This window comes from Mesorhizobium sp. M7D.F.Ca.US.005.01.1.1 (assembly GCF_003952545.1).
In the GTDB taxonomy this organism is placed as follows: Bacteria; Pseudomonadota; Alphaproteobacteria; order Rhizobiales; family Rhizobiaceae; genus Mesorhizobium; species Mesorhizobium loti.
In genome coordinates, this window is record NZ_CP034453.1 from 7,138,894 (window position 1) to 7,160,896 (window position 22,003).

The 22,003-nt window shown below is 58.9% G+C and carries 40 protein-coding genes; 15 read left to right on the forward strand and 25 right to left on the reverse strand.

All coding sequences use genetic code 11. The annotated features are described in order from the left end of the window. Nucleotide 1: 1 nt before the first annotated feature. From EJ076_RS35415 to EJ076_RS34905, 24 genes are all read right to left on the reverse strand, one after another. Entirely contained in the window at nucleotides 2–175 is a 174-nt protein-coding gene (locus tag EJ076_RS35415; protein WP_164548805.1) for a hypothetical protein, read from the reverse strand. 70 nt (nucleotides 176–245) lie between these two features. Next, entirely contained in the window at nucleotides 246–584 is a 339-nt protein-coding gene (locus tag EJ076_RS34795; RefSeq protein ID WP_126070904.1) for a hypothetical protein, read from the reverse strand. Between the two features lie 11 nt (nucleotides 585–595). Further along, the gene (locus tag EJ076_RS34800; protein WP_126070905.1) at nucleotides 596–1,585 is read right to left on the reverse strand and encodes a DUF5309 domain-containing protein; all 990 of its coding nucleotides are present in this window, start codon (nucleotides 1,583–1,585) and stop codon (nucleotides 596–598) included. A 5-nt stretch (nucleotides 1,586–1,590) separates the two neighbouring features. After that, the gene (locus tag EJ076_RS34805) at nucleotides 1,591–2,589 is read right to left on the reverse strand and encodes a hypothetical protein (RefSeq protein WP_126070906.1); all 999 of its coding nucleotides are present in this window, start codon (nucleotides 2,587–2,589) and stop codon (nucleotides 1,591–1,593) included. 75 nt (nucleotides 2,590–2,664) lie between these two features. Then, nucleotides 2,665–3,042 (reverse strand): hypothetical protein, encoded by a 378-nt coding sequence (locus EJ076_RS34810; RefSeq protein WP_126070907.1) that lies wholly within the window; start codon nucleotides 3,040–3,042, stop codon nucleotides 2,665–2,667. 10 nt (nucleotides 3,043–3,052) lie between these two features. Continuing rightward, complete coding sequence (locus tag EJ076_RS34815; protein WP_126070908.1) at nucleotides 3,053–3,301, reverse strand: hypothetical protein; 249 nt, start codon at nucleotides 3,299–3,301, stop codon at nucleotides 3,053–3,055. A gap of 96 nt (nucleotides 3,302–3,397) precedes the next feature. Continuing rightward, nucleotides 3,398–3,640, reverse strand: a complete 243-nt coding sequence (locus EJ076_RS34820) for a hypothetical protein (RefSeq protein ID WP_126070909.1) — start codon at nucleotides 3,638–3,640, stop codon at nucleotides 3,398–3,400. Next, nucleotides 3,637–5,874 carry a hypothetical protein gene (locus EJ076_RS34825; protein WP_126070910.1) on the reverse strand — a complete coding sequence of 746 codons (2,238 nt, stop codon included), beginning with the start codon at nucleotides 5,872–5,874 and terminating at the stop codon, nucleotides 3,637–3,639. Before EJ076_RS34825 ends, EJ076_RS34820 begins: the two co-directional genes overlap by 4 nt. 79 nt (nucleotides 5,875–5,953) lie before the next feature. Next, complete coding sequence (locus EJ076_RS34830) at nucleotides 5,954–7,333, reverse strand: terminase family protein (protein ID WP_245463121.1); 1,380 nt, start codon at nucleotides 7,331–7,333, stop codon at nucleotides 5,954–5,956. Continuing rightward, the gene (locus EJ076_RS35530) at nucleotides 7,290–7,628 is read right to left on the reverse strand and encodes a DUF5681 domain-containing protein (RefSeq protein ID WP_206438762.1); all 339 of its coding nucleotides are present in this window, start codon (nucleotides 7,626–7,628) and stop codon (nucleotides 7,290–7,292) included. The genes EJ076_RS34830 and EJ076_RS35530 overlap by 44 nt, the downstream gene beginning before the upstream one ends. A 171-nt stretch (nucleotides 7,629–7,799) precedes the next feature. Then, complete coding sequence (locus tag EJ076_RS34840; protein WP_126070912.1) at nucleotides 7,800–8,336, reverse strand: GIY-YIG nuclease family protein; 537 nt, start codon at nucleotides 8,334–8,336, stop codon at nucleotides 7,800–7,802. A 145-nt stretch (nucleotides 8,337–8,481) separates the two neighbouring features. After that, complete coding sequence (locus tag EJ076_RS34845) at nucleotides 8,482–8,694, reverse strand: hypothetical protein (RefSeq protein ID WP_126070913.1); 213 nt, start codon at nucleotides 8,692–8,694, stop codon at nucleotides 8,482–8,484. Then, nucleotides 8,691–9,242: a hypothetical protein gene (locus tag EJ076_RS34850; RefSeq protein WP_126070914.1), complete on the reverse strand. Its 552-nt coding sequence runs from the start codon at nucleotides 9,240–9,242 to the stop codon at nucleotides 8,691–8,693. Before EJ076_RS34850 ends, EJ076_RS34845 begins: the two co-directional genes overlap by 4 nt. Before the next feature lie 253 nt (nucleotides 9,243–9,495). After that, the gene (locus EJ076_RS34855) at nucleotides 9,496–9,777 is read right to left on the reverse strand and encodes a hypothetical protein (RefSeq protein WP_126070915.1); all 282 of its coding nucleotides are present in this window, start codon (nucleotides 9,775–9,777) and stop codon (nucleotides 9,496–9,498) included. Then, complete coding sequence (locus EJ076_RS34860) at nucleotides 9,777–10,100, reverse strand: hypothetical protein (RefSeq protein WP_126070916.1); 324 nt, start codon at nucleotides 10,098–10,100, stop codon at nucleotides 9,777–9,779. Before EJ076_RS34860 ends, EJ076_RS34855 begins: the two co-directional genes overlap by 1 nt. Nucleotides 10,101–10,187: 87 nt before the next feature. Further along, on the reverse strand, nucleotides 10,188–10,652 hold the full coding sequence (locus EJ076_RS34865) for a hypothetical protein (RefSeq protein ID WP_126070917.1): 465 nt from the start codon (nucleotides 10,650–10,652) through the stop codon (nucleotides 10,188–10,190). Then, nucleotides 10,653–10,940 carry a hypothetical protein gene (locus tag EJ076_RS34870; protein ID WP_164548806.1) on the reverse strand — a complete coding sequence of 96 codons (288 nt, stop codon included), beginning with the start codon at nucleotides 10,938–10,940 and terminating at the stop codon, nucleotides 10,653–10,655. After that, a complete protein-coding gene (locus EJ076_RS34875) occupies nucleotides 10,937–11,332 on the reverse strand; it encodes a hypothetical protein (RefSeq protein WP_126070919.1) in 396 nt (131 codons plus the stop codon). The genes EJ076_RS34870 and EJ076_RS34875 overlap by 4 nt, the downstream gene beginning before the upstream one ends. Continuing rightward, nucleotides 11,329–11,694 carry a RusA family crossover junction endodeoxyribonuclease gene (locus EJ076_RS34880; RefSeq protein WP_164548807.1) on the reverse strand — a complete coding sequence of 122 codons (366 nt, stop codon included), beginning with the start codon at nucleotides 11,692–11,694 and terminating at the stop codon, nucleotides 11,329–11,331. The genes EJ076_RS34875 and EJ076_RS34880 overlap by 4 nt, the downstream gene beginning before the upstream one ends. A 160-nt stretch (nucleotides 11,695–11,854) precedes the next feature. After that, nucleotides 11,855–12,598, reverse strand: a complete 744-nt coding sequence (locus EJ076_RS34885) for a hypothetical protein (RefSeq protein ID WP_245462939.1) — start codon at nucleotides 12,596–12,598, stop codon at nucleotides 11,855–11,857. 123 nt (nucleotides 12,599–12,721) lie between these two features. After that, nucleotides 12,722–12,982 (reverse strand): DUF2312 domain-containing protein, encoded by a 261-nt coding sequence (locus EJ076_RS34890; RefSeq protein ID WP_126071216.1) that lies wholly within the window; start codon nucleotides 12,980–12,982, stop codon nucleotides 12,722–12,724. Next, nucleotides 12,982–13,380 (reverse strand): hypothetical protein, encoded by a 399-nt coding sequence (locus EJ076_RS34895; protein WP_126070922.1) that lies wholly within the window; start codon nucleotides 13,378–13,380, stop codon nucleotides 12,982–12,984. Before EJ076_RS34895 ends, EJ076_RS34890 begins: the two co-directional genes overlap by 1 nt. Nucleotides 13,381–13,828: 448 nt before the next feature. Next, the gene (locus EJ076_RS34900) at nucleotides 13,829–14,101 is read right to left on the reverse strand and encodes a hypothetical protein (RefSeq protein ID WP_126070923.1); all 273 of its coding nucleotides are present in this window, start codon (nucleotides 14,099–14,101) and stop codon (nucleotides 13,829–13,831) included. Then, the gene (locus tag EJ076_RS34905; RefSeq protein ID WP_126070924.1) at nucleotides 14,098–14,298 is read right to left on the reverse strand and encodes a hypothetical protein; all 201 of its coding nucleotides are present in this window, start codon (nucleotides 14,296–14,298) and stop codon (nucleotides 14,098–14,100) included. The genes EJ076_RS34900 and EJ076_RS34905 overlap by 4 nt, the downstream gene beginning before the upstream one ends. A gap of 164 nt (nucleotides 14,299–14,462) precedes the next feature. Between EJ076_RS34905 and EJ076_RS34910 the strand changes: the two genes are divergently transcribed. Then, nucleotides 14,463–14,714: a hypothetical protein gene (locus EJ076_RS34910; RefSeq protein ID WP_126070925.1), complete on the forward strand. Its 252-nt coding sequence runs from the start codon at nucleotides 14,463–14,465 to the stop codon at nucleotides 14,712–14,714. Nucleotides 14,715–14,716: 2 nt separating this feature from the next. On the opposite strand, the gene EJ076_RS34915 is transcribed toward EJ076_RS34910, so the two are convergent. Continuing rightward, nucleotides 14,717–14,971: a hypothetical protein gene (locus EJ076_RS34915; protein ID WP_126070926.1), complete on the reverse strand. Its 255-nt coding sequence runs from the start codon at nucleotides 14,969–14,971 to the stop codon at nucleotides 14,717–14,719. Between EJ076_RS34915 and EJ076_RS34920 the strand changes: the two genes are divergently transcribed. The 14 genes from EJ076_RS34920 to EJ076_RS34980 all read left to right on the forward strand — a co-directional run bounded on the left by EJ076_RS34920 (nucleotide 14,970) and on the right by EJ076_RS34980 (nucleotide 21,993). Continuing rightward, a complete protein-coding gene (locus EJ076_RS34920) occupies nucleotides 14,970–15,641 on the forward strand; it encodes a S24 family peptidase (protein WP_245462940.1) in 672 nt (223 codons plus the stop codon). The two genes, EJ076_RS34915 and EJ076_RS34920, sit on opposite strands and share 2 nt — an antisense overlap. A 686-nt stretch (nucleotides 15,642–16,327) precedes the next feature. After that, a complete protein-coding gene (locus EJ076_RS34925; protein ID WP_126070927.1) occupies nucleotides 16,328–16,540 on the forward strand; it encodes a helix-turn-helix domain-containing protein in 213 nt (70 codons plus the stop codon). Between the two features lie 229 nt (nucleotides 16,541–16,769). Further along, entirely contained in the window at nucleotides 16,770–17,066 is a 297-nt protein-coding gene (locus EJ076_RS34930; protein ID WP_126070928.1) for a hypothetical protein, read from the forward strand. Between the two features lie 50 nt (nucleotides 17,067–17,116). Next, the gene (locus EJ076_RS34935; RefSeq protein WP_126070929.1) at nucleotides 17,117–17,425 is read left to right on the forward strand and encodes a hypothetical protein; all 309 of its coding nucleotides are present in this window, start codon (nucleotides 17,117–17,119) and stop codon (nucleotides 17,423–17,425) included. A gap of 71 nt (nucleotides 17,426–17,496) precedes the next feature. Beyond that, entirely contained in the window at nucleotides 17,497–17,982 is a 486-nt protein-coding gene (locus EJ076_RS34940; RefSeq protein ID WP_126070930.1) for a hypothetical protein, read from the forward strand. Beyond that, nucleotides 17,979–18,437, forward strand: a complete 459-nt coding sequence (locus EJ076_RS34945) for a hypothetical protein (RefSeq protein WP_126070931.1) — start codon at nucleotides 17,979–17,981, stop codon at nucleotides 18,435–18,437. Before EJ076_RS34940 ends, EJ076_RS34945 begins: the two co-directional genes overlap by 4 nt. Nucleotides 18,438–18,678: 241 nt before the next feature. After that, nucleotides 18,679–19,194 carry a hypothetical protein gene (locus tag EJ076_RS34950; protein WP_126070932.1) on the forward strand — a complete coding sequence of 172 codons (516 nt, stop codon included), beginning with the start codon at nucleotides 18,679–18,681 and terminating at the stop codon, nucleotides 19,192–19,194. A gap of 2 nt (nucleotides 19,195–19,196) precedes the next feature. Then, the gene (locus tag EJ076_RS34955; protein ID WP_126070933.1) at nucleotides 19,197–19,490 is read left to right on the forward strand and encodes a hypothetical protein; all 294 of its coding nucleotides are present in this window, start codon (nucleotides 19,197–19,199) and stop codon (nucleotides 19,488–19,490) included. A 40-nt stretch (nucleotides 19,491–19,530) separates the two neighbouring features. Further along, entirely contained in the window at nucleotides 19,531–19,866 is a 336-nt protein-coding gene (locus tag EJ076_RS34960; RefSeq protein WP_126070934.1) for a VVA0879 family protein, read from the forward strand. Further along, nucleotides 19,863–20,090, forward strand: coding sequence for a hypothetical protein (locus EJ076_RS34965; protein WP_126070935.1), 228 nt, complete (start codon nucleotides 19,863–19,865; stop codon nucleotides 20,088–20,090). The genes EJ076_RS34960 and EJ076_RS34965 overlap by 4 nt, the downstream gene beginning before the upstream one ends. 188 nt (nucleotides 20,091–20,278) lie before the next feature. Then, nucleotides 20,279–20,752, forward strand: a complete 474-nt coding sequence (locus tag EJ076_RS34970) for a hypothetical protein (RefSeq protein ID WP_126066705.1) — start codon at nucleotides 20,279–20,281, stop codon at nucleotides 20,750–20,752. Next, entirely contained in the window at nucleotides 20,752–20,925 is a 174-nt protein-coding gene (locus EJ076_RS35420) for a hypothetical protein (RefSeq protein ID WP_164548516.1), read from the forward strand. The genes EJ076_RS34970 and EJ076_RS35420 overlap by 1 nt, the downstream gene beginning before the upstream one ends. Nucleotides 20,926–21,073: 148 nt before the next feature. Then, nucleotides 21,074–21,802 carry an ERF family protein gene (locus EJ076_RS34975; RefSeq protein ID WP_126066706.1) on the forward strand — a complete coding sequence of 243 codons (729 nt, stop codon included), beginning with the start codon at nucleotides 21,074–21,076 and terminating at the stop codon, nucleotides 21,800–21,802. A 2-nt stretch (nucleotides 21,803–21,804) separates the two neighbouring features. Next, nucleotides 21,805–21,993, forward strand: coding sequence for a hypothetical protein (locus EJ076_RS34980; RefSeq protein ID WP_126066707.1), 189 nt, complete (start codon nucleotides 21,805–21,807; stop codon nucleotides 21,991–21,993). Nucleotides 21,994–22,003: the final 10 nt, after the last annotated feature.

Below are 22,003 nucleotides of genomic sequence, written 5' to 3' on the forward strand. Positions count from 1 at the left end.
GTTACTCGCCAGGAAGCGGGTCGGCACGTTCGGCGACGCCGGCCTCGATCAGGCGGCGGGCATCCTTGGCAGGCATATTGATGACCGTGCCATCTGCCTTGATGCGCTCTTCGCCCACCCAAGTATCGCGGATGAGCTTGATCGGGGCGAGCTTTTCGGGTTTTTCGTCAGCCATTGCGGTCTCCTTTGGGTTGCATAGAAAAAGGCGGCCACCGGAGCAGCCGCCTCTAATGCTGTCTCGGCGATTAAGCCGGGAACGACGCGTAGGACACGACCAGCGTGCCGTTGACCGCCGCAGCCGCATCGCGGTTGACGATCTGGATAACCAGAGAGCCGGCGGCCGGAGTGACCGTGCCGACAGTGGGCTGGCCAGTCGTCGCCGTGCCCAATGCGACAGAGACGAACACCTGATCGGTGGCCGCGATTGCCGTGTTGGTCAGGGTGATGACATGGTTGGCAGCCGCCGCCGTGGTCAGAGCCGCAGTAGTGAGCTTGCCGAAACGATTGGCAAGGGTTGCAGTGGAGGTGGCGCCGGTGCCCGTGCAGGAGGCCGTGCCACCATTGGTGCGATTCATGGTGCTCATGATGGTTCTCCTTACGTGCTGGCCGTGAGACCGAAGATGTCGGCAACGACGCCCATTGCGGCTTCGTTCTTCACCTTCAGTGTCAGTTCGCCGATGATCACGCCCTTCTTGTTGTCGCCGGTCTTGGCAAGATCCGGGTCTTCCTGGATGGGGCGCAGGGTGTCGATCGCGATGTAGTTCGAATCGACCAGGTAGGCGCGACGAGCCACGTTTGCCGAAGCAGCCATGACGCGGTTTGGCTTCACCTGGACGGTGCCAAACGGGCCTTCGTAGAAGTCCGCCGTACCGACGATGGTGTTCTTGCCTCGGGTATCGGCCGCATAGCGGAACGAAGCTACGTTGGCATCCGACATGAAGGTCACGAACACCGACTTCACGTAGGGGGAAACAACGACGGTATCGACGTTGGCGCCGGAGTTGTAGCAGGAGCCCATGACGGTATCGAGCAACGCCTTGGTAAAGGCGCGCAGGGTGCCGGGGGTTTCCGCGACAGTCAGGCCGGTACCGGACGAAAAGCCGCCGTTCGAGCCTGAGTTGCGCGAGACGTTGGTGGTCAGCCAGGACGGCAGGCCGCCCAGGAGACGGGTTGCACCAGCCACGGAGGCCGTGTTGGTCACGATCGCCAGCTCAACATCCTTGCGGACTTCGATGGCGGCCTTGATCTTCTTTTCGGCGACCTTGACCACATTGCCGGCGTTTTCGACCGCCTGCTGCGTGCCGGAGAACACCCAGCCCTGAGAGAAGATCTGCGTGTAGTCGCCGACCCGAGACGGCTGGGTCAGCGCGTCGAACACATAATCGTCACCTTCCGTCTGCGCATTGGCCTGCGGAGCGCGGAGAGTATCGATTTCCCATTCAGGGTGCGTGCCCTTGGTCTTTTCCTTGCCTGCCATCGTATAGATGGGGGTATCTTCAGGCGTGATGCGGGAGACGATATCGCTGAGCTGTTCGCGATTGCCGACCGCCACCGTCGACAGGACGGTATTGAGTGGTGCAGCCATGATGGCTATCCTTTTTCGAGAGCGAGGAGGGCGGCAACTCCGTCACGGATGCTGCCGGATGATTTCAGGCGGTCCATAGCTGCTCGGGTATCCCTGGAGCGCGTTGCCTCTGGTGTTGGACGAGTGCCGCCGCGTTGAACGGGCGGGCGTCCTTCGACCTTGGCCGCGACCTTGGATTTGCTGGCCTGAAGATTTCTCCACTTGATGGCGTCCGCAAGCACCCTCACCTGGCGGTGATCAAGACCGACATTCTGGATTTCCTGCGGGGAATAGCCGTAATCGGCTGCCACTTTCTGGATTTCGCCGACGAACGAATTCAGTCGGGTTGCGTCCTTCAGTTCAGGCAGATGGTCGAGTGTGGCTTGCCATTCACGAGCCCGGATTTCCTTGACCGTCTCTGCCTGCTCCTGCTGCCTTCGCTGGGAAAGCTGCTGCTGTGAGCCGACGAGATAGTCCAGTTGTTCCTTGCGGGCTTCGTATTGCGCCTTCTGTTCGGCGTAGCCGATCGGATCGACGCTAACCATGGAGTAGTCAGGCTTTTGCGGCATGATCGACTGCATGAGTTGGACCATGAAGTCGCGGTCACCCGCTAGCTGCTGTTCGAACTGCTGGATTTCAGAAGCCTTGGCTTTGTACGAGCGTTCAAGCTCGGCCGTCGCCATGGTCTTCTGCCTGTAGTCACGATCGCGGAGGTTGCCTTTGATGAGTTCTTCAACAGTGGCCTCGGAGCCGTCAGGCAGCTTTACCTTTGCCTCTGGGGCAACGTAGGCTGGCGTTTCGGGCGCGGCTTCCTGTTCTTCCTCACCGGCTTGACCTTCGTCTTCGTCGGCGCCTTCTTCGCCATCGGTTTCATCCGTGGCGAGTGGGGCATCATCCTCCGCTGGCTGCTCGGATTCGGATTGGCCTTCTGGGGCTTCCTCTTCCTTGACGGGCGTTGCGTAGGCTGCTGCGGCTTCGGAAAGCGACAGCGAACCACCGATCCCTTCCGGGGTGTCGTTGGGCATGTTCAGTCCTCTTGGGATATGGCTCCGCGCTCCGGATTAACCCGAGGGTTTCCTGTGCGGTTGGCCGGGGTGGATTTAAGCGTAGTATCCGTGCGCGACGACAGTGTTATTCGTACCGCCGGCGCCGGATGCCGGGCACGTCACCACGATCGCCGTATTGACGGCCGATGCGGGTAACGCCGGGAAATACGTGACAGCCAGCGCTTGGTTCGGGACCAGTGCACCGACCGCGAAGGTATAGGTGTAGGACTGTGTGCCGCCGAGCAGGCCGGCAACAGTGACCGTTACAGGGAGGCCCGCTGTTGCGCCCGATCCGCTCACTTCAAAGCCCGTGATGAAGGCCGTGGTAAGTGCCGTTGGCGTCAATGTCGCGGCCGCCGAAGCATTGGCCTTGTTGCCAGAGCCCGCAATAAGCGGGACGGCTGCGGCTGGATAGTCGCTGTTATATGCCATGGTTGTTCTCCTATGCGACCGCGAGCGGTTTTCTGGGGGCACGCATGATTGCGGTGGCCAATTCCTGGCAAAAGTTGTCGATCGCCCTGATCTCAGCCTGCCGGCAGAGGATGGCTACGGAATCAGTTGCGTCAGTTGCGATAAGCGCATCAACCGCTGCCTTGCGCATCGACAGGATGGCGCGTTCAACGGCAGGATCGCTCTTGAAGCGCATCGCATCGTCGGCGATCTGGGCGAGTTGGTCAGGGGTGAGGTTCATCAGGCTTCTTTCTACTTCTGCAATGGTCGGGCGGCGCCTAAGAGCTTCAACCGGCTTTCGCCTGTGGGTCTTTCGGGCTCACTCGTTTGCGCCGCTCTACTGGAGAGCCTTGTTCGGTACCGACCATTTCAGATGATTTCGGGTGTAGACGACCCACAGCGCTATGTTCATCGGCAGCAAGCCCCATGAGGCTGAAGCGATGATCCAGATCAGCCACAGCGCTTGATTGCCGAGGCCGATCAGCCACGCATAGCGAGCTTTGTTGCCTGCGAGGATGGTCATATAGATCGTGATGGCCGACAGAAGCCATGGAAGGTACTGCCGGACTAACTCACTCATCCGGGCTGGCCTCCAAGATGCACGTCAGACACCGGCACTTGCTGCGCCTTTGCCGAGGCAATAGACTGTGCATGGTTCGCGGCATCACGATTTAGCGCCATGTCATGCACGGCAAGCGTCTGCTTCATCTGGATTTCAGCCGCAAGTTGCGCCTGTTTCAAGCCAAGCTGGCCGGCGACCTTCTGGCGCTCCAAATCCATCTTTTGCGCGTTGGTGGCAGCGTCCTGCTGGATCTTGATCTGCGCCGCCTGCTGGTCTGCCTGCAATTTCGCAGCGGTAGCTGCCTGATCGCCTTGCACCTTGGCCTGGTTGATCTGCGAATCCGCCTGGATTTTCATCTGTGCGGCCTGCATCTTCGGATCGGGCTGTTGCGATGCCTGCTGAAGCCGCTGTTGACCGGCCTGGATGTCCTGCGGCGTCACATCGGGATAGAACATCTCGGGGTTCTTGATGCCGGCCGCTTCCGCCTGCTTCTTCAGCGTGGTCAGGATGAATGGCAGCATCTCCAGAGCCTTGTCCGGGAAGCCGCTTTCCTGCAATTTCGCCGTCAACGCCGTCTGGTTGGCCAAAACCTGTTGAAGCATGGCCAGATCACGGTCGCGTGAGCCTGTTCCCAAGCCAACATTGATGGTGATGTCCATATCCGCATTCCAGTAGCGCGGATCGATCGTAATCGCCTTGCCACGCATGCGGATATCGCGCGGCTTGTCTTGGTGCTTGACCTCCAACTGGAGAATCTTGCGAAAAACCTTCTTCCATCCCAGCTCTGCCTGGTTCCGGGCAACCAACTCGATCTGCGAATAAGCCGCGTCGTGCTGGTTCTGGTTGGCTGTGGCGGACTGGTTCTGAAGCGCCTCGGGGTCCAGCGCCATCGTCTGGCGGGAAACGCCTGTGCGGCGCTCAATGACCTGATCCTGATAGTTGATCGCGTCATAGGCGTGATTGGCAACAAACGGAATGGCCAGCGCTTCTACGCTCGAGCCCGCCTTGCCGAAGATGGCGCCGCCGAAGGTCGGAGAGAACAGTTCCTCCGGGTTGGTGATCTCGCCCGTGACAAACCGCTGAGGATTGTTGGTCGCATATGTGTTGTCGAGCGCCTGGCGCAGCAGAACCGTCTTGATCTGCTGCACGTCCATCGTCTCGTCGGCGATCGACTGCGCTTCCCAGCGGTGCGGCATGGGATTGCAGGGGATGTCATCGAACGGGGTTTCATCCTCCCATTCCTCCCAATCGAGGATGTCACCGCCATCCTTTGCCCCAGCGTAGTAAATGCGGCATGTCTCGGCGATGCCGTCGCCGTCGATATCGACCTTGACGTAGCATTCGTAGAGATCAACGATATCCATCGAGTTGTCGCCGTCCTCGGTCGTCAACTGCTGCTGGCGGGCGATTTCTTCCGATTGACGGTTGTCCGAGGCTTTCGGCAGGGCTTCGATTTTTTTGCGGTCGAAGCCCATTTCAATGAGATCAGAGCGCGTCGTTGACGAGCGGTGGAACTGAAACCGTGCCTCGTCGCACGTCTTCGAATCCGAGTCCTTGCCGTAATCCTCTGGCGGTATGGCCTCAATCCGGGTGCGCCCATCATCGACCTTGCGCTTGATCTTGACCGAATGCACCTTGAGCGGCGTTGTCGGGCCTTCCAGCCCTGTCACCGGATCAGGTGCCCCGGGCATGTCCTCGGTGTCTTCGGAGTGCTGCATGACCTCCACGTCGTCATCGGAGACGAGCATGGTGTATTCGTCATCAGTCAAACCGGTGTGGAACGAAATCTTGGTTGTGGGTGTGTCGTCCCACCAGGTCTTAACCACGCCATTGGCGGAAAGCAGGCTGTCCCAGGTCGCATTGTAGATGACGCGGTAGCCGTCATTTTCCTTCCAGAACGTGTAGTTCAGGCCATCCGTGGCCTGTGCTGCCCATGCCTGGTCTTCTCGGCCGACAGGTTCGGCAACAGCCATATGCTCCGAGGCAGTGAACACACGAATGATACCCGGGAGCATCCAGCCCATAGTGTCGGCCAGATCACGCGAGACAGCGCTGGAGCGCCCTTCCTCGGCAACAATATCCTTCATCTTGCCCTGGTAGTATTCCAGCGCCTTGGTCTGCTTCTTGCTCGATAGGCCGCGATCGGACTGGGCAAGCGAGATTTCACGTGAGACAAGCGCCTTGAGATCGCCCTCGCCCATGCGCTTGCTGGCGGTCGGCTTCTTCGTGTTGTCAGCCTCCGCTTTAGCCATAAATCAGTCCTTTTCAACCGCAGATTGGTATAACCCGGCGGCGCCGAGGCATATTCAATCGAGACGATGCAACCTGTGGTTAAACGATGGAGCGTCCGAGCGCCTTGGCTCGCGTATTCGTCGGCGTCTTCGGCTTCGACACGATGGCCTCGCGGAGCATCATCAGCGCGTAACGAGAAGCTGACAGCACGTCATCGCGTTCCTTGACGATCTTGCCGTCCTTGCGGTGATACAGTCGGCGCTCTTCAAGCCACTCGACACAGGTAGAAAACACCTTCCACCGACCGGTCAGCATGCGGTCCAGCATCTCGGAGACACCAGCTTCAACACCATTGCCGCCGTCTTCCCATGTGGCGCGCTCTGCCAGCATGTTCAGGCCTTGCGAGCGGTATTGCTTGGCAAGTTCCTCGCCCGAGCCCTTGTCGTGCTGTAGGCCGTCATGTGGCCATGCTACCGGTATCCAATCACCCCAGGGTTTGATCGAAGCGGCATGGAAGATTGGGGTAGTCTGCCGCGATCGATAGACTGCAGTCACATAAACGATGTCCGCGTCTCGATCCCATGCTAGTCTTGCAGCACCGAATGGATGGTCATACCCAAAATCGATGCCAACGATCTGCGGCCAAATCGGCGGGATAGCGAACGGCTGGCAGATAATCTCTTCTTCCATCACCGGGAAGATGAGGCCGGAACCTAGCGTTGGAATGCCTTTGGTTCTGGCTTCCCGCTCATGCGCGGGGTAGCTTTCGATGATCTTGCGGCGCTCTTCGTCCGTATAGTGCTCGGCGTCCTCAATGGTCATGGTGATCGTCTTGCGTTCCATGCTCTCCTCCAGCAGAAACCGCGCGACAACCGACGACATGCCCTTGAGCGGGGTAAATGTCACCATCACCGAGCCCTTGGTGGCGTTGGTTCTGGTGATGCCCTCGAAATAAACGTCCTCTGGCGGTTCTTCATCGAACCAGACGAAATCAACCGTGTTGGCCTGCCACTTCGAGCGGCCCTGGTCATAGCTCTTGAGGTAGAGTGTCGAGAACCCGCCCGACACATGCCGGACCGTTACCGTGTCCAGCGCATTGGAAACGCCCATGCGGCGCGTTCTGGTGGCGATGCAGCGCTGCGGGATGAAGCCGGTGCCCCATTCCTCCTCACGGTCTGGCGGGCCTACCAGCAGCCTTTGCACGCCATCGCGTGTCAGTTCCGCCGATTCCGACCCAGCAATTAGAATAACCGGCTTGTCAAAGCGCCTGCCATCCCACCAATCCGGATATTCGCCAGTCAGGTGCATCGAGCATTCGGCCGCACCACCAAGCGTCTTGCCGAGCTGGTTCCCCGCCATGAACAACCGTTCACGGTGATCACCAGCCGCATGAAACTCGCGCTGCTTGGCGTAGGGCTGATAGTCCTTGAGGCGATTAGTGCGAAGTCTGCGCAGCTTCTCCGCTACCAGCTTCGACATCAGTGCCAATTGCTGATTTGAGGACAGAGATTGCAGCGTCGAGAGATTCGTCATCGAAATCCTCGATCTTGTTCGTTACGTCGGCGGTCATCGTCAGCGGCTTGCCATAGCCACGGTCCAGGATCTCCTTGGCCGCCGTGATGCGAACGCGAGCATCATCGTCAGACATGCCCTTGACGAGCACTTCGATCGCCCTGTCCTTGTGCTCGCGAGCGATTGCCGCGATGCCTTTTGGCCGGCCGCCTGGGTTTCCGGATTGGCCTTTCTGGAATGGCTTGAGATTGTCTTCGCGCATTCTCTGCTCCGGTCTCTGTTTTCAACGGCAGTATAGGTGAGAGACGACCGTCTGAGATATTCGGACGCCGCCGCATCGGACAACTGCTCCAGCCTGCGGGTGCTTTCAGCCATCGTCTGGCCTCAAATCAAATGCACCCGCTCAAGGCGGGCCGTGCTGGCGAATTGTTGGCTAGCGAAGCCCATGGTTGCGCCCAGCATAGCCGGATCCCGAGACATAGGTCCGGTTGTGGTCGCGATTCTCTTCGTCAGCGGCGAGGCCAGCCACAAACCGCGCAGTCGCTCTGCCCGCGAATTCGATACCGCAAAGGAGACAGGCGTCTCCAACATCATTGGGCCACAAGCGGAACCATTCCCCGCCGATATGTCTTCCTGCGCCCTTGAACTTCCGATGCAGGAATTGCTCTACAGCCTTGGCGTCTTCGACCGAAGCCACCTCAATAAGGGCAGCAACCCGAACTGTCTCGGGATTTCCGATCTGGATGCTCTCAATGCGCTTGGTTAGGTTCGTTGTCCTGCCAACCTTGACAGTCGTGCGACCGGTTCCGGCGATGAAATAAACAAAGATGCCCTTTGTGACGTGGGCATCTCGCGGCCTTTTCTTGGTCTGGCCACACTCAGAACGTTCATTCCGCAAGCGCGGGCGGCCCTTTGTCGTCGGCATAGCCTTGCCGTTATTATAATACTCGTTTATGTTCCTGATCATCATTGAGGCCGCTCCTAACCGGCTGGAAATGAAAAAAGCCGCTGGGGCGGGAACCCTGGCGGCTTTTGCGTTTGCACGATTTCTCACCGTGCATTTCACACATGACCTGATTTGCGGGGCGGTGTCAATACGGAACGGGCCGTTTCATTTAAGGCGCGATGCCTGGAAGCGGCAGCCAGTATTTTGGCGGATTGGTTTCGTTCTCGTAGTGATCTAGTTCGATCTCATCGTTCCAGAACTCCGTGCCGGTTCTACGATTGAGAAACCACCGGCAAAATGTTGCGTCTTCTGCCGGATTGCCCCAAGATACGAGCACGCGGCTTGCGTCTTTTGGCGCGGTTTCGATCGGTTGCCAGTTCACCTGAATTTTTTCCTCAGCGCCGCAATGCATTCCCTGACCGGCTCGACATTACCAGCCGCAGGGTGATCATAGAATACCACGCCGTGGAACGTCATCAGCGCATTGCCCGAGACCTGTGGCGGAATGCCCAACTCTTGGTCGCCTCGCAGTGGCAGCAACCATTCGTTGTAGCGGTTGCGGGCGCGCGTGATCTGTTCCGAGCTTGGTTCGCCTCCCTGCCCCTTGATGGTCATGAGATAGTCCATTGCCTTGGGGAATGGGTGCTGCGGGTTCGTCAGGCTCATGAAGCGCGCGACCGTCTGTACATAGTCGTCACAGACTTCCACGTCCACCAGATCAATTTGCTTGCGCAGATACAGGCGGCCGATCTCATAGCCTGCCAGTCTGTCGCCTGCCTGGACGAGGGTGAGCCCGTGTTGCCGCATGCGAGCCTCTACAGTGGCATGGCGGATCTCGGCGACAGATGGGCGCTGAAGCTGGCCGTTGCTTTCCCTTGCACCTGCCTTGCGAATGCGGCCACGGCGCTGCGCACGTGTTTTAGCTTTCATGTCCCCTCCTGTGTGTCAGGCTGTGGAGAGCGAATGGCGGCCGCTACACCCTCCCCCAGGTATCTTGAATAACTCGGGTCAAATGGGTCATATCCATCGTCCAACCATTTCTTTGCAGACGCAGCGCACCGCTCACGCTCCTGCATTAGAGCTTCTGCTACCATCGCTAGTTGATCGCGCTCTGCCATCGGGTAGCGATAGACAATTGCTCGCGCCTTCTCTCGGATATCATCCGGTATCTCTGTGTGTTTGGTCATGTAGAGGCTCCGGAAGCGGCTTTTGAAGCTGCCATCAGGCGTTCGAGCGGCGACAGATGCTTAGGAGGAACGGCGGCGTCAGACTTCGGCCCAAACTTGGCGAGATATTTGCGCTGCGCCCTTCCCCATGTTTTGCTGCCCCACGAGGTTACGCGATACTCGTATGGCTTGCCGGCGAGTAGGGCGCGCTTGCGATCCTTGATGCTGGCATCCGGCGAAAGAGTCGCGTCGATTGACGCAATGATGACCGTGGCCTGCTCTTCCCATGTCATGTGCATCAGCGCGCTCCATAAAGCATCGACACCCAGGGCAACGACATAGGCACGGCAACAGGCGGATAATATCGGCTCATCGGGTCCGGTCGCTTGAATGTCTTCGTGACAACTGCGACTATATCAAGTTCTTGAATGTCTTGGCCTTTTAACCGAAACGTGACATACTTTTCCACAAGTTGCTCACAGACCATCGGCGGCGGCGTCATCTTGATCCGCGCTCTCTGGGCTCTCTTCTTCATCCGCTCCCGAAGGCGATGCTTCTCCCTCTGCGCATATTCGATCTGTGACAGGCCCCATTCGTTGCTGCTGTAGCGCTCTTGCGGCATGGATCTTTCTCCGTTTCACGTGGGTGATGCATTCCCGGTCTTCCCATCCCTCCATGGTCTTCAGGAGGTCGATGACCGGGCGCCGCATCAATCGATCGGTTTCACTGCTTGGCGAACAAGCGCCATGACGCGCTCTTTCTCTGCCTCGCCTTCAGGGGTTTTCAGCCGGTCTTTCCTGGCTTCGAAGGCTTGGGATTCGGCTATTTGATCCTGGCGCTGGCGGGCCGTTGATTGACGCGCCGCCTCCTGCGTCACATGCTCCCGAGACAGGGCGGCAACTTCTTCCGCTGTCGGCAGCTTGTCGCGGCGCTTGCGATCGACACGGCCCTGGATGAAATCCTTAACGGCGGTTTCGATTGCCCATGCCGGAAGGCCCTGGAGAGCCAGCAGATAGGCCGATACCTTGGCGTCTATGAGCTTCTGAGCGTGGACGGCGCTCTTGTCTGTCCACGGCTCCGGATAGCCTGCGAACAGCACTGCAAGCGGCTGCCTGGCCTCATCTACCGAGAGCGGGACGAGAGACTTCCCGTTGATTGGAGCGAGCGAGTTCATTCAGTGCCTCATCAACGCGTCGATCATGCCGTTGCCTGTGAGCGCCGGGCGTGGCCTATCGCGAACCCAAGATGAATCGAAACCTTGCCAAGTGCGCTCAATCATCATGTCCGCCGCTTCATTGCCGTCTCCCCATTCCGCAAACCGTTTGGCGAGGAGCTTTGCCGCATAGAGGGTCAAAGGCTTGCGAATGGTGATTCGGCGATGCTCGATCACGGCAAGCGCTCTCTCCTCATCCAGAACGGTTAGCAGCGCGTCTAGGATGGCGTGACGTGTCTCTAGGCTCATGCGGGCGACCATTCTTCCTGCACGATCTCGGGCCGCTCGTAGTCCGCTATCTGCCCATCAGGGCCGACCTTCAGGATGATGTAGTCGCCATAGCCATTGTCGCCGTGGCAGAGGAAGTCGCCGGGAACGTATCCCTCACGATAGGCGATCTTGTTGCCGGCGGCGTCGAGCAGCCAGTATTCGCCTTCGTCACAGACTTTGTAATGGATGTCGGCGGTCGTTCCTTCAGGCCAGTCGACCACCTTGCCGGTAGGCAGATCGATCTTGACCTTCCACCGGTCGCCTTCGCGACCAGGGATCAACGTCCCGTCTTCATCCTCGACACCATTGACCTCGGCGTCTTCCCAATATCTGACGCCTGCATGACCTAGAATAAATCGAGCGTCTTTCATGCGGCCATTGCCTCCTCTGCTTGCTGTATGATGACGACGCAGGCCGGACCGTCTTCAGCCCATTCATAGGTCAGGCGCCGCACATAGCGGTTGCTGTCGTCCTGGATTAGCCCGGCCTTTACGAGGATATCGCCCACGGCCTTGTCGCAGTTCCCTGCGTCCCTGTGCCGCTTGTCAGGGGCAACGAGGCGGATGAAGATAGACACAAGCCCTTCGACGGGCTTGGCGCGCTGAGCCTTCAGCATCCATAGCGCTTCCTGCTGCCAGGCTTTGTATCGAGATGTCGGCACACGTCCCCTGCCCGCTGCATTGGTGAAGCAGGCAGACAAAGGAACGGGGAACGGCAGCTCGACGCGCGTCATACAGCCATCCAAGCCAAAACAGCCCGATACGCAGCCCATGCAAACCCCACCGCAGCAACAGTAGCGAGTGCTATGAGGAACATCCCGCGCCACCATGCTTTGGTTTCTGGTTCTGGTTGGGGATAGCCTGCTTGGGAGAGGCGGATTTCGTTTTCCGTGATCATGTAGCGACCCCGACGAACGTCATCTTGTTGGCTGCGCAGTAGCGGCGGAACGCTGACTCGTGCAGTTCGCCGGGAAGCATGTCGATGGAATGGCCCATCGTTCCGCCCTTCCACGATCCCTTGCGTTCTCCGGTCTCACCGGAGAAGTCGAGATCGAGCGAGCGGCGGATTTTAGGCTTGCGGAACAGTGACAGCCACTTGAACCGGCCTGTGCCGAATTTCCACTCACGCTCTTCGATCTTGGTTGTTGCTGTCAGGTCCTCGCCGTCGAAGTCCTTGAACGCGAATTGCGCAGTCGGGACGGAAGCTTCACGCGCCTGTTGAGCGTCCCAGCGTGCGCGCCACTCATCCCCGCCGAGCTTAGCCATCCCGCCTTGCGGCTCGTCAAACAGATGCTCGCCTTGGAGGCCATAGAAGCTGTGCCGAACGTGACGCCACTGCGTCCATGGCAGGAACATGCCCCAATCCTGCGTTGTGCTGCTATCGTTCGTTTGCCGCCCGAGGTAGATATTCAAATGGCCTTCGGAGTACGTGAACCCGTACTGCCGCCGATCAATGTTCCAATACCAGTCGCGTCCCAAGCGCTCGATCGTGGCCGCATCCCAAGACTTGGCCTCGACCTTCTCATGATATGGCTTGATGATGGTCGGCAGTTCAATGATCAACGTGCGCCCAAACGCGCTGACACGGAGATTGCAGCCTGGGTATTCCTCCTCGGCAGAGGACAGCACCATAGCCATTGGCCGATAGTGCTTGTCCCGCGCATAAGTGAATGGCCCGAAGTGTCGGTCATTGTCCCCCCATCGGCGAACGGCTCTCGTGTGCATGGGTGTATTCCCTCTGTGTTTGGGGATTAGGAGGCGTCAGGCCATGCCGATGGCGGTCATGTAGAGTTGGAGGATTGTTTCCTCCTCCTGACGCTCGGTCTGGTCCTTCTTGCGAAGCTTGATGATCGACCGGATGGCCTTCGTATCGAAGCCGGTTCCCTTCGCCTCGGCAAAGACCTCCTTGATGTCGTCGCCGATGGTTTTCTTCTCCTCCTCCAGGCGCTCGATTCGCTCTATGAAGGCGCGAAGCTGGCCGGCGGCCACGGTCTGGCTCGTTCCTGTAAACTCGACATCCATCATCTCATTTCCCTCTGATTTTGCGGTCCAGCCACAGCAGCAGCCAGGCCAGCCAGTTTCGAATTGCGCGCATCCGCCAGTGCCTTTTCTTTTTGGTAGGCTGCTTCACCGGCCTCACTGACCAACCCGTAAGCATGCCGGGCAATCATCAAGGCCCGATACACCGAGCCCTTAACGTCGTTCATTTCTTCGATCTTGTATTGAAGGCGATACAGGTAGCTTTCGTTGACGCCGATTTTCCCGGCAAGACGATCGCGAACCACATACTCCTTCTCACGCCGAGATTTTGTCTCGGCCTCCATTAGCTCATCTGCCCATTGGGCAGCTTCCATCAACGCTGTACTCATGCTATCCTCGGAAACATTCTTTCCTGTTTCGGAAACTCTTTTGTCGGACACGCGCCAACTCCGTTGCTACTGTTCACAACATGAGCAGCAGCCGCAACGAAAGGAATTGGCGAGAATTTGAGAGCGAGAGCGACGCCGTTCGTCGGCTTTGCAGAGCCATTGACGAGCGGAAAGCAAGAAAGGTTGCCGGGCACCTTCAAGCGCCGGCTGAAATTCAGGATCCAGCGCAGTTGCTGGAAAATGGCGGCCAGAGCCCGAGCGCCAACAGTGTTGGGTCCGCTGCGCTCAAAGGTTCTGGCCGCCAGTCTACCGTCGCGGGAGGAGAGTGCGACGGATTGGATGCGGACGGGGTTGCTTTGGGCTCTGAGGGACCCTGTGATGCCTTGGAGCACCCGTCCGCGACCGGCGCAGATTTGTTCCAAGAACGCTTTCACGATAACGAGCTTGCCGTGCGTGGGCAGAGGCTCGGCAACGTGCGCCGGGGTAATGAGTGATTGGGTCATGCTGGCAGGACCACGAGCATGACGTAGATGAAGGCCAGCGCCCAGGCGGCGGTCTCCAGAAACTGATTGGCGGCTTGCTTCGAATTGACGGGGTAAATGCCAGCTTTCGCTGCCCGGTCTGGACGAGCGTTAGCGCGCCCCTCCATTTTTGCGCCGTCTGCTTCGATGCTTGGTATGCTCGGATTGCCGCCGAACCCGCCGAAAGTGGCGGACCGGGTGGAACTGGCTTGCGCGCTCTTGCGCGATATCTGGGTGGAGGGGTTGGTCATGCTGGGAGCCGCCCGAAATTGATCGTAGTGCGGGTCTCGCCGTTGGCGTGCTGGATTGCGTATTCGCGCGCCCTTTCGACATCGCCGGCCCAGCGAAACGTCTTCCAGAAAGGCCAAAAGAAGCGCCTGAACTGGACGCGCCAACAATCGTCATTTTTCACTGGAACAGCCCTGTAATGATTTCGGGTGTCGATCATGCAACCGCCCTCCAGTTGCAGCCGTTTACGGCGTGTTCACCAATATTCTTACCGAACGGTGATAATCCGTGATGCCCCACTAATGGACGGTTGTGTACGGTATCAGACCGTGGTTCCCTTCTCTTGCCGGCTACAAAACCAACAATGCTGGCGGGGAGAAAACCATGAGCGGAGACGACTTTGCCGCCGACATTTACGTGTCGGGGCTGGACCATATCGACTTGATCGGCGGCGGGAACGCCAGCTTCATTTGCTACATCAACCGCGTGCAGAAGTGCGGTACGATCCTGCGAGTCCCCCGCGTCAACATCATCATGCCGTTGCTGGAAGTCCCCGACGCAATCCGTCAGTCCATGCTGATCCCGGTTCACGAACAGGGCGTGGTTCGCCGGCTCAACCCCATGTGGCTGCATTGACATCAAGCCGCCTGCTCCTGCGAGGCTTCTTCCTGTTCCGCTACCGGCGGCAGGAAGTCGTCGGCGCTCAGTTCGAGGCCGCGCTCCTTGGCTGCCGCGATCATGGCCGGGACATGCTTGAAGGGGACCATGCCGCCCGTGCCTCCGGCTTCCTTGGCGCGCATCCAGTTGGAGACGCGGGTGCGGTGAACGCCCGCAATCTTCGCGACTGCGTTCGGTCCACCGAGGTTCGAAATGATTGTGCGGGCTGGTTCCATGCTGCGTAGTGTAGCGATAAAAGCAACAAACGCAAGAGGTTTTGTAGCGAATACGGAAATATACGCCGGGGGCCTGTCAGGCTATCGGTTTTTCATGTTGTCAGATTGGCTACGAGACGCGCTGGACGCGAAAGAGATGTCGCAAGTCGAGATGGCGCGGCTGCTGACCGAACGCCTTGGCCGGTCCATTGACCGCGCAGCCGTCAACAAGATGTCCAAGGGCACGCGGGCAATAGCCGGCGACGAGCTTATCGAAATCCAGAAAATCACGGGCGTGGCAGCGCCGACTGAGATCATGGTGCCGCTCAAGGGCAAGGTCGGGGCCGGCCAGGCCGTCTATGCGATAGACGATGGCGATGACAACGAAGTCCCCGCGCCGGCAGAGGCCAAGCCTGGCACCGTCGCAGTTCGCGTCTCGGGTGATTCGATGTTCCCTGCCTACGAGGAAGGCGAGTTGCTCTACTACAGCAAGCTCCTGCCGCCTGACGCCATGGTGAACAAGCGGGCCGTGGTGCAGCTCGGCGATGGCCGGATCTTCGTCAAGGTGCTGCGTAAGGGCACGACTGAGCGCACCTGGACCCTGCAGAGCGTCAACACCCTGTATGCCGATATGATCGATGAAGTCGTGGAGTGGGCCGCGCCGATCGACTGGACAAAACCCCGGTATTGAGCCATTCAGGCATAGCTCTAGCATAGACGGGTACTGCACCACCCGAAGGCGCAGCCCTTGCGGGGCCGCCTAGCATCCGTCGTCCTCGAAATCCCCCATAGGCTCGATCTTTGATAACGGAGGTCGCCTCTCCGCTGCCCCCGGCGATCACAATGGCGATGGGTAAAGTCGCCCGATCTTACAGCCGGCTCCGCGCCACAGCGCGTGAGTTGGTCGTGGTGCTTCAGTGCCTATGGTTTACCGGCGAGGTGCCTTCCTCGTGTTTCCGGTCGGGCCCGTCATGCCCCGTCGAGTCCTGTCCGGTAAGACTGGTGCCGGCACCGCTTGGGATTGTGTTTTCGGATTGATCGAGCTGGCGATCCAAGTCCCTTGGAAAACCGCCGCGCCGAGCGCCCTCAACACCAGCCCTTGCCGGGAACCTCCGAGCAGACACAAGGGATTGTGCGATTTTGCGCCGCGCAACGGCATTTGCGATTGTTCCGGTCTGAAAGCCGTGATACATAATCGCTGACTTATCCATTTGATATCGAACCGTTGCGCGCGCCGGCAGGATCATCCCTCCGGCGCTTTTCTTTTGCGCGCATTCGGCGGCGCTGTCAATAAATGTATCTTTTATCGCTACATACCTGTTGACAGTGCGTAGCGATTGGCGCTACATATGATCCATACCCACTGAGGTTTTGGACATGACGATAATCAAGCAAGCCTTCTCCATAGAGGAATTCTGCACCGCCTACAGCGTCGGCAGATCGCTCGCTTACGAGGAGATGAGCGAAGGCCGTCTTCAGTACCGAAAGGTCGGCCGCAGAGTTGTGATCAGGAAGGTCGATGCTGACCGCTGGCTCGACGATCTTCCGGTCGGGGACACCGTCAAGTTTTCTAAGGCCACAGCCGCCTGACACCCCCTTGCATCTGGAGACCGGACATGAACGCCAGCAACAAACCACTGACGAGACGCCAGATAGAAGGAGCCGCAACACCTTCGGAAACTCCTGAAGACAGAAACATGCGCATGGGGTGGGGGTGCCCGTGTCACGGGGCGACGTTCTGTCCTGACACGAAATTCTCGCACTACGATGACGACGTTCCTGTGTTCGTCAGCAAGCGGCCATAGCCAGGAGCGAGACAATGGAAGCCCCAACGAACATTCCCGATCTTCTGCGAAAGGCTCGCGTCACATTGGCAATCAACAGCCATATGGTCGATACGCTGGCCGCCGTCGATACACGTCTGGCGATGCTGGCTCGAAAGCACGGCGGCGACGTCAGAGATGCAGCCGTGGCGCTTCGCAGGCTGATCGCCAAGGCTATGGACGAAGACCCCGATACCTTGAGCACGAGCAAGCCGCATAACCAGCGCAAGGACGACTATATGCGCGGTTATGGCGATGGGTTCAAGGATGCCACAGCTTCCAAATCCACCTGATCCAACCATCCATAAAAGGCTTCGGTCTGAGCATCTGGAGAACGACGACAATGGCTAGCGAGACGAAGCATACCGAAGGCCCATGGGAGGCGCACACTTTCCTCGTCATGGGCGGCAAAGGCATGCGGGATCGCATCTGCCATGTCGGCACGAGCACCAGCCTTGGCCCTCCCCGCGCTTACGAGACAGAGGCCAATGCCCGGCTGATAGCCGCCGCGCCTGACATGCTGGCAGCGCTCCAAGCCTTCAATCTGAAAGAGGAATGGATCGTCTCCGGTTCGGCTGACAGCCTCACCATTCGAGTGCCGCTGGCGGTGCTCCAGCAGGCCGCTGCGGCTGTTTCCAAGGCCACGTCCTAACCCCCTCTCACGCAACCAAGAACACACCGCAGACCGCCGAGGAGCAACCAGATGACATACGACCAGTGTTCATGACCCCCAATCAAGTCACGAACTCCACCCTTAAAGCAGCCCATGCATTGGCCACTTGCTGCACGGCTGTCGATGCCTACTCGCGCGAAGAGATAGCCACGATGGCTCGTGACTTTCTGGAGAAGATGGAGATAGCCATGACCCCGAAGAAAGACGAATACATAACGCCGCTGCTCTACGCACAGAAGCGGCTCGACGCCGGGCAGTCAGCCGACACGGCTCGCGACCAAGCGCTGATGGATGCCTACAACGACGGTGGCTTTCATTGGGCCAACGGGTTGTTCTTCAAGCGGATGCCTGACGGCTCGGTGCGCCTTCGCATATTCCGCCCGATATCGAGTGATCCGCATGCCCCGTGGACTTGGGAAGACCAAAACATTGACCCGGCGTCATGGGCATCAATCGTCTGCTCGGTCAGCGAGGGCGGGGAAACGCGAGACCGCTGGAAAGCTTTTAGTGGGTTTCACGGAGCGGAAGCGTCATGAGCGCCAAGAAAGATGAATACATGCGCGGCTACGGCGACGGCTTCAAGGACGGCACGGAGGCCAAAGGCAACGAAGCCCACGCGCTGGCAGCAAAATTGGCCGAAACGGAAGGCATGCGCGACCACTACCTTTCGATGTGGAAAGAGGCGTCCGCCGGTCAAGATGCCGAAGAACGCGAGCGCGTCGAAATACTGGAAACATTCCACAAGGAAGTTTGGGTCTGGCTTCTCAAGCGCGGCCTGGTCGACAACGACGATGACGAATGGCGCGGGTTCGTAGATGTCATCGAAGAACACGAGGGCGAGATAGAGGCAGGCGCCTCCCGTGCTGCCGCTCGCATTGCCGAGGCTGCTTACGAAGACGCGCCAAACGGCTCCTACGACAACGGCGGAACGCAAGATGGCTGGCAGATGGCTTGCCAGGAAATCGCCAAGCGCATTGCAGGAATGAAATGATGACCACCAACGGATTCACCTGCGAGACGTGCGGCACGGGCCTGATTGACCAGTGCTACCGCTGTGGCGCTCCCCAATGCTGCCCGCGCTGCTGTGTCGAGGCTACAGCTTCAACCATCGAGCCTACTCCGACACGTTGCATTGATCGTCTCCAACCCGGCGAGACTTGCGGCATTTGCGGCGCCTCTAAACCCCTCTCACGCAACCAAGAACACACCGCAGACCGCCGAGGAGCAACCAGATGACATACGACCAGTGGAAGACGGACAGCGGTTACGCGGAGAGGTCTCCAGAGCAAGAAAACGAAGGACGCGACTGTCCTGTGTGCGGTGGCGACTGCGCCGGTGCTAACCCGCCTGTCTATCACTGCCCGATGCAAGAGCCGCCTATTCAGGCAACCCTGCTGTCCAACGCAATAGCCCGCATCCGCGAGAATATTGCGTCGTTCGATGCCGATGTGGCGTTCCAACTCGCCAATGAGGGTGAGCGCGCGGACATGTGGACCGAGATCGATGTCAATGTAGAAGATCTACGGATCCTCCTCCGCGCGGTCGAAGAGCAGCACAAAGCAGCAGAGTCGCGCCTCACGGGCGGCGCATCGCTAGCTAACCGCATAGCGCTGCTCGGGCAAGGTGCCTGCAACTGCAATACAAAATCGCCCGACGTGCATATGCACTTGCCGACATGCCGTTACCGGCAGGCGATGGAACTTGCCGATGAGGTTCAAGAACACACCGCAGACCGGAACGGAGATTGAAGATGAACGCCACCGCAACACCAGAATTGATGAAACAGATAGCGAACCAGTGCCGGGTTGTCGCTCATCTCGCTGACGCTCTTTCCGGCATCCATCACGACTACGAACGAATGTACCTCGGTGAGGTCTCGGAAGGCGCGAAAGACATCGCCGACATAGTCGGAAAGCGCACGGCCCAGATCATGGAAACCCTCGGCGACATCCTCAACGGCATGGATGCCGTGACCGAAGAGGATGACTGGACGCATCCGATTTTCCGGGAAGCGAACCGTCTCTGGCTGGCTCCCGCCGCCTGACACCCCTCGCCAACACACCGCAGACCGAGAAGGAACGCAGATGACAACGAAGATTGAAAAGGCAGATTGGCTAGCTGCTGGTCGCGAGCGCTACGGAGACGAAACGCATCTCTGGAGGTTCAAATGCCCGTCTTGCGGACACGTCGCCAGCGTTAAGGACTGGCAGGACGCTGGAGCGCCAGAAGGTGCCGTCGCCTTCTCATGTGTCGGTCGCTACCGGAAGGGCGATATTGGCCACGTATGGGGCGACAAGCAGCCCTGCGACTATGCCGGTGGTGGCCTGTTCAAACTCAACCCGATCCATGTCGATGACGGCCAGCCGGAGCCGCACACAGTGTTCGATTTTGCCGACGATCCGCTTCAGGTGCAATCGTGAACGCCTTCCACCGTACCTATCACTTAATGGCAGAGACACTTGCGCCGGACTGGCGCGTCATCACCAAGATTTTCGGTGGTCTGCTTGGCCCGGACTTCATCGTCTCGACTGGCGGCAAATCCTACCGCGTCGGATCTCTCACAGTTGGCCAACTCAAGCGCGGTATCCCCGCTGAAGACCTCGACATGCTTGAGGTCGATCCTGACACCTATGAGGCAATCTGATGGCTACGATTACCACGAAATACTCAGTCGGCGATACAGTTTACCGGGCTGGCACCGTTTCGACACGCAAGAAACATCCGTGTCCTGATTGCCTTGGGACGCGGAAGTGGAAGGCCACGTCTCCTGCCGGCACAGAGTACGAATTCGGCTGTCCGCGCTGCTCTGCGTCCTACAATTCCCGAGACGAATTGACGCTCGACTATACGGCCCATGTTCCAGCCGTCGAGCGCCTGACCATCGGCAGCATCCAAGTCAACACCGCGCCGGATTCCTACGACACCGGCAACCGGTACATGTGCTGGGAAACTGGCGTCGGAAGCGGAAGCGTATACCGCGAGAGCGACCTTTTCGACAATGAGGCATCTGCCAAGCTATCCGCCGAGTTCAAGGCAAACGAAGTCAACACTACGTCCGAACGGATCACCACGCTCTACAACAAGAGCCTCGCCATAAGCGACTACGAACTTGATAGCGCCGCTCTGAAAGAGGCCAAAGAATCCGAGAGCCGAGCCCAGCGCATGCTTTGGAGCCTTGGCGACTTGTTCGGTGCGATCGATGAGGCAGGCGACAAGGAAGCTATCCTCGAAGCCGTCAAGGACTACCGAGAATACAATTGGGAGAACGACAAGAAGCGCACGGCCAAAGAGACTGAGGCCGCGTGATGGACCTCCTCGAAGCCGCCCGACTGCTCCGCTTTTCGACCGATTGGGAGAGGCGCTTTCACGAATACGACCTGCTCCTGACTGCCGGCGTCCATCCCGACGAAGCCGAGCGGATCGTCAGGCGCGTAGCAGCAGACAGACAAGCACTCCAGCCGAAGGAATTGGCAGCATGAGCGATTACGCGAAAGCTTGCCGGTCGTGTGCTCTTGGGCTCTTGAACACAGCGCGCGACGTGAAGCGCGATGGGAATCTCCGTGAAGTCAACCGCCTCGTTAGGACCGCTCGCTGGTACTGGCAGCGCTACATTTGGGAGTTACAGCAATGATCGAAACTAGCGAACAGATTGTAGCCCTGACCGCTGCGATTATCAAGGTTCAGGGCGGCATCAGCGGCGTGCACAAGAACGCCAAGAACCCGCATTTCAAGAGCAGTTACGCCACGCTGGAGAATGTCATCGACACCGCGCGCCCGGCTCTTCAAGAGGCTGGCATTGCCTTTGTGCAGGCGCCTGGAATGGTGATCGACGGTTCGGTGGAAGTGACCACGATGCTTGTCCATTCGTCTGGCGAGTGGATGAAGGCCACGCTGCATGTTCCTCTCGGCAAGCGCGATCCGCAAGGCGTCGGCTCTGCGATCACCTATGGCTGCCGATATTCCCTCATGGCCATGCTTGGCCTGCCGCCGACCGACGATGACGGCGAAGCAGCGATGGAGCGGCCTGGCAGCAGCACGCCCAACACTGTCACAGGCCCGGCGACGCGCACGTCAAGCGCAGCTTTGAAGCGCGACGATATCTGGCCGCAGATGGAGCACGACATCAGCGAATGCCGCTCTGTCGCCTCGCTCATGACACTGCGTGGTGTGTGGGCAAAAACCTCCGGTCGCGACAAGTGGCCCCCGGCATGGTGCGACGCCGCCGCCGAGACCTTCGACAAGGCGGAAGCTGTCTTGCGGAAACTGGCCGCGAGCGAGCCGGATGACGATGACACATTCCCCGGCGATCGGCCAACTCGTCGCGACCTTTCCCAGCATCCTCTCAATGCAGGCTGACCATGGCTTACGAGCAAAAAGACAACAGCGGGACGCTCTTCAAGAATGACAAGCGGGAGAAGGATTCTCACCCGCACGCGAAGGGGACCGCGCTCATTGATGGCGTCGAGTATTGGGTATCCGCGTGGACCAAGGAAGGTGCCAAGGGAAGGTTTCAGAGCCTTGCCTTTCAGAAAAAGGAACAGCGGTGATGTCAGATAG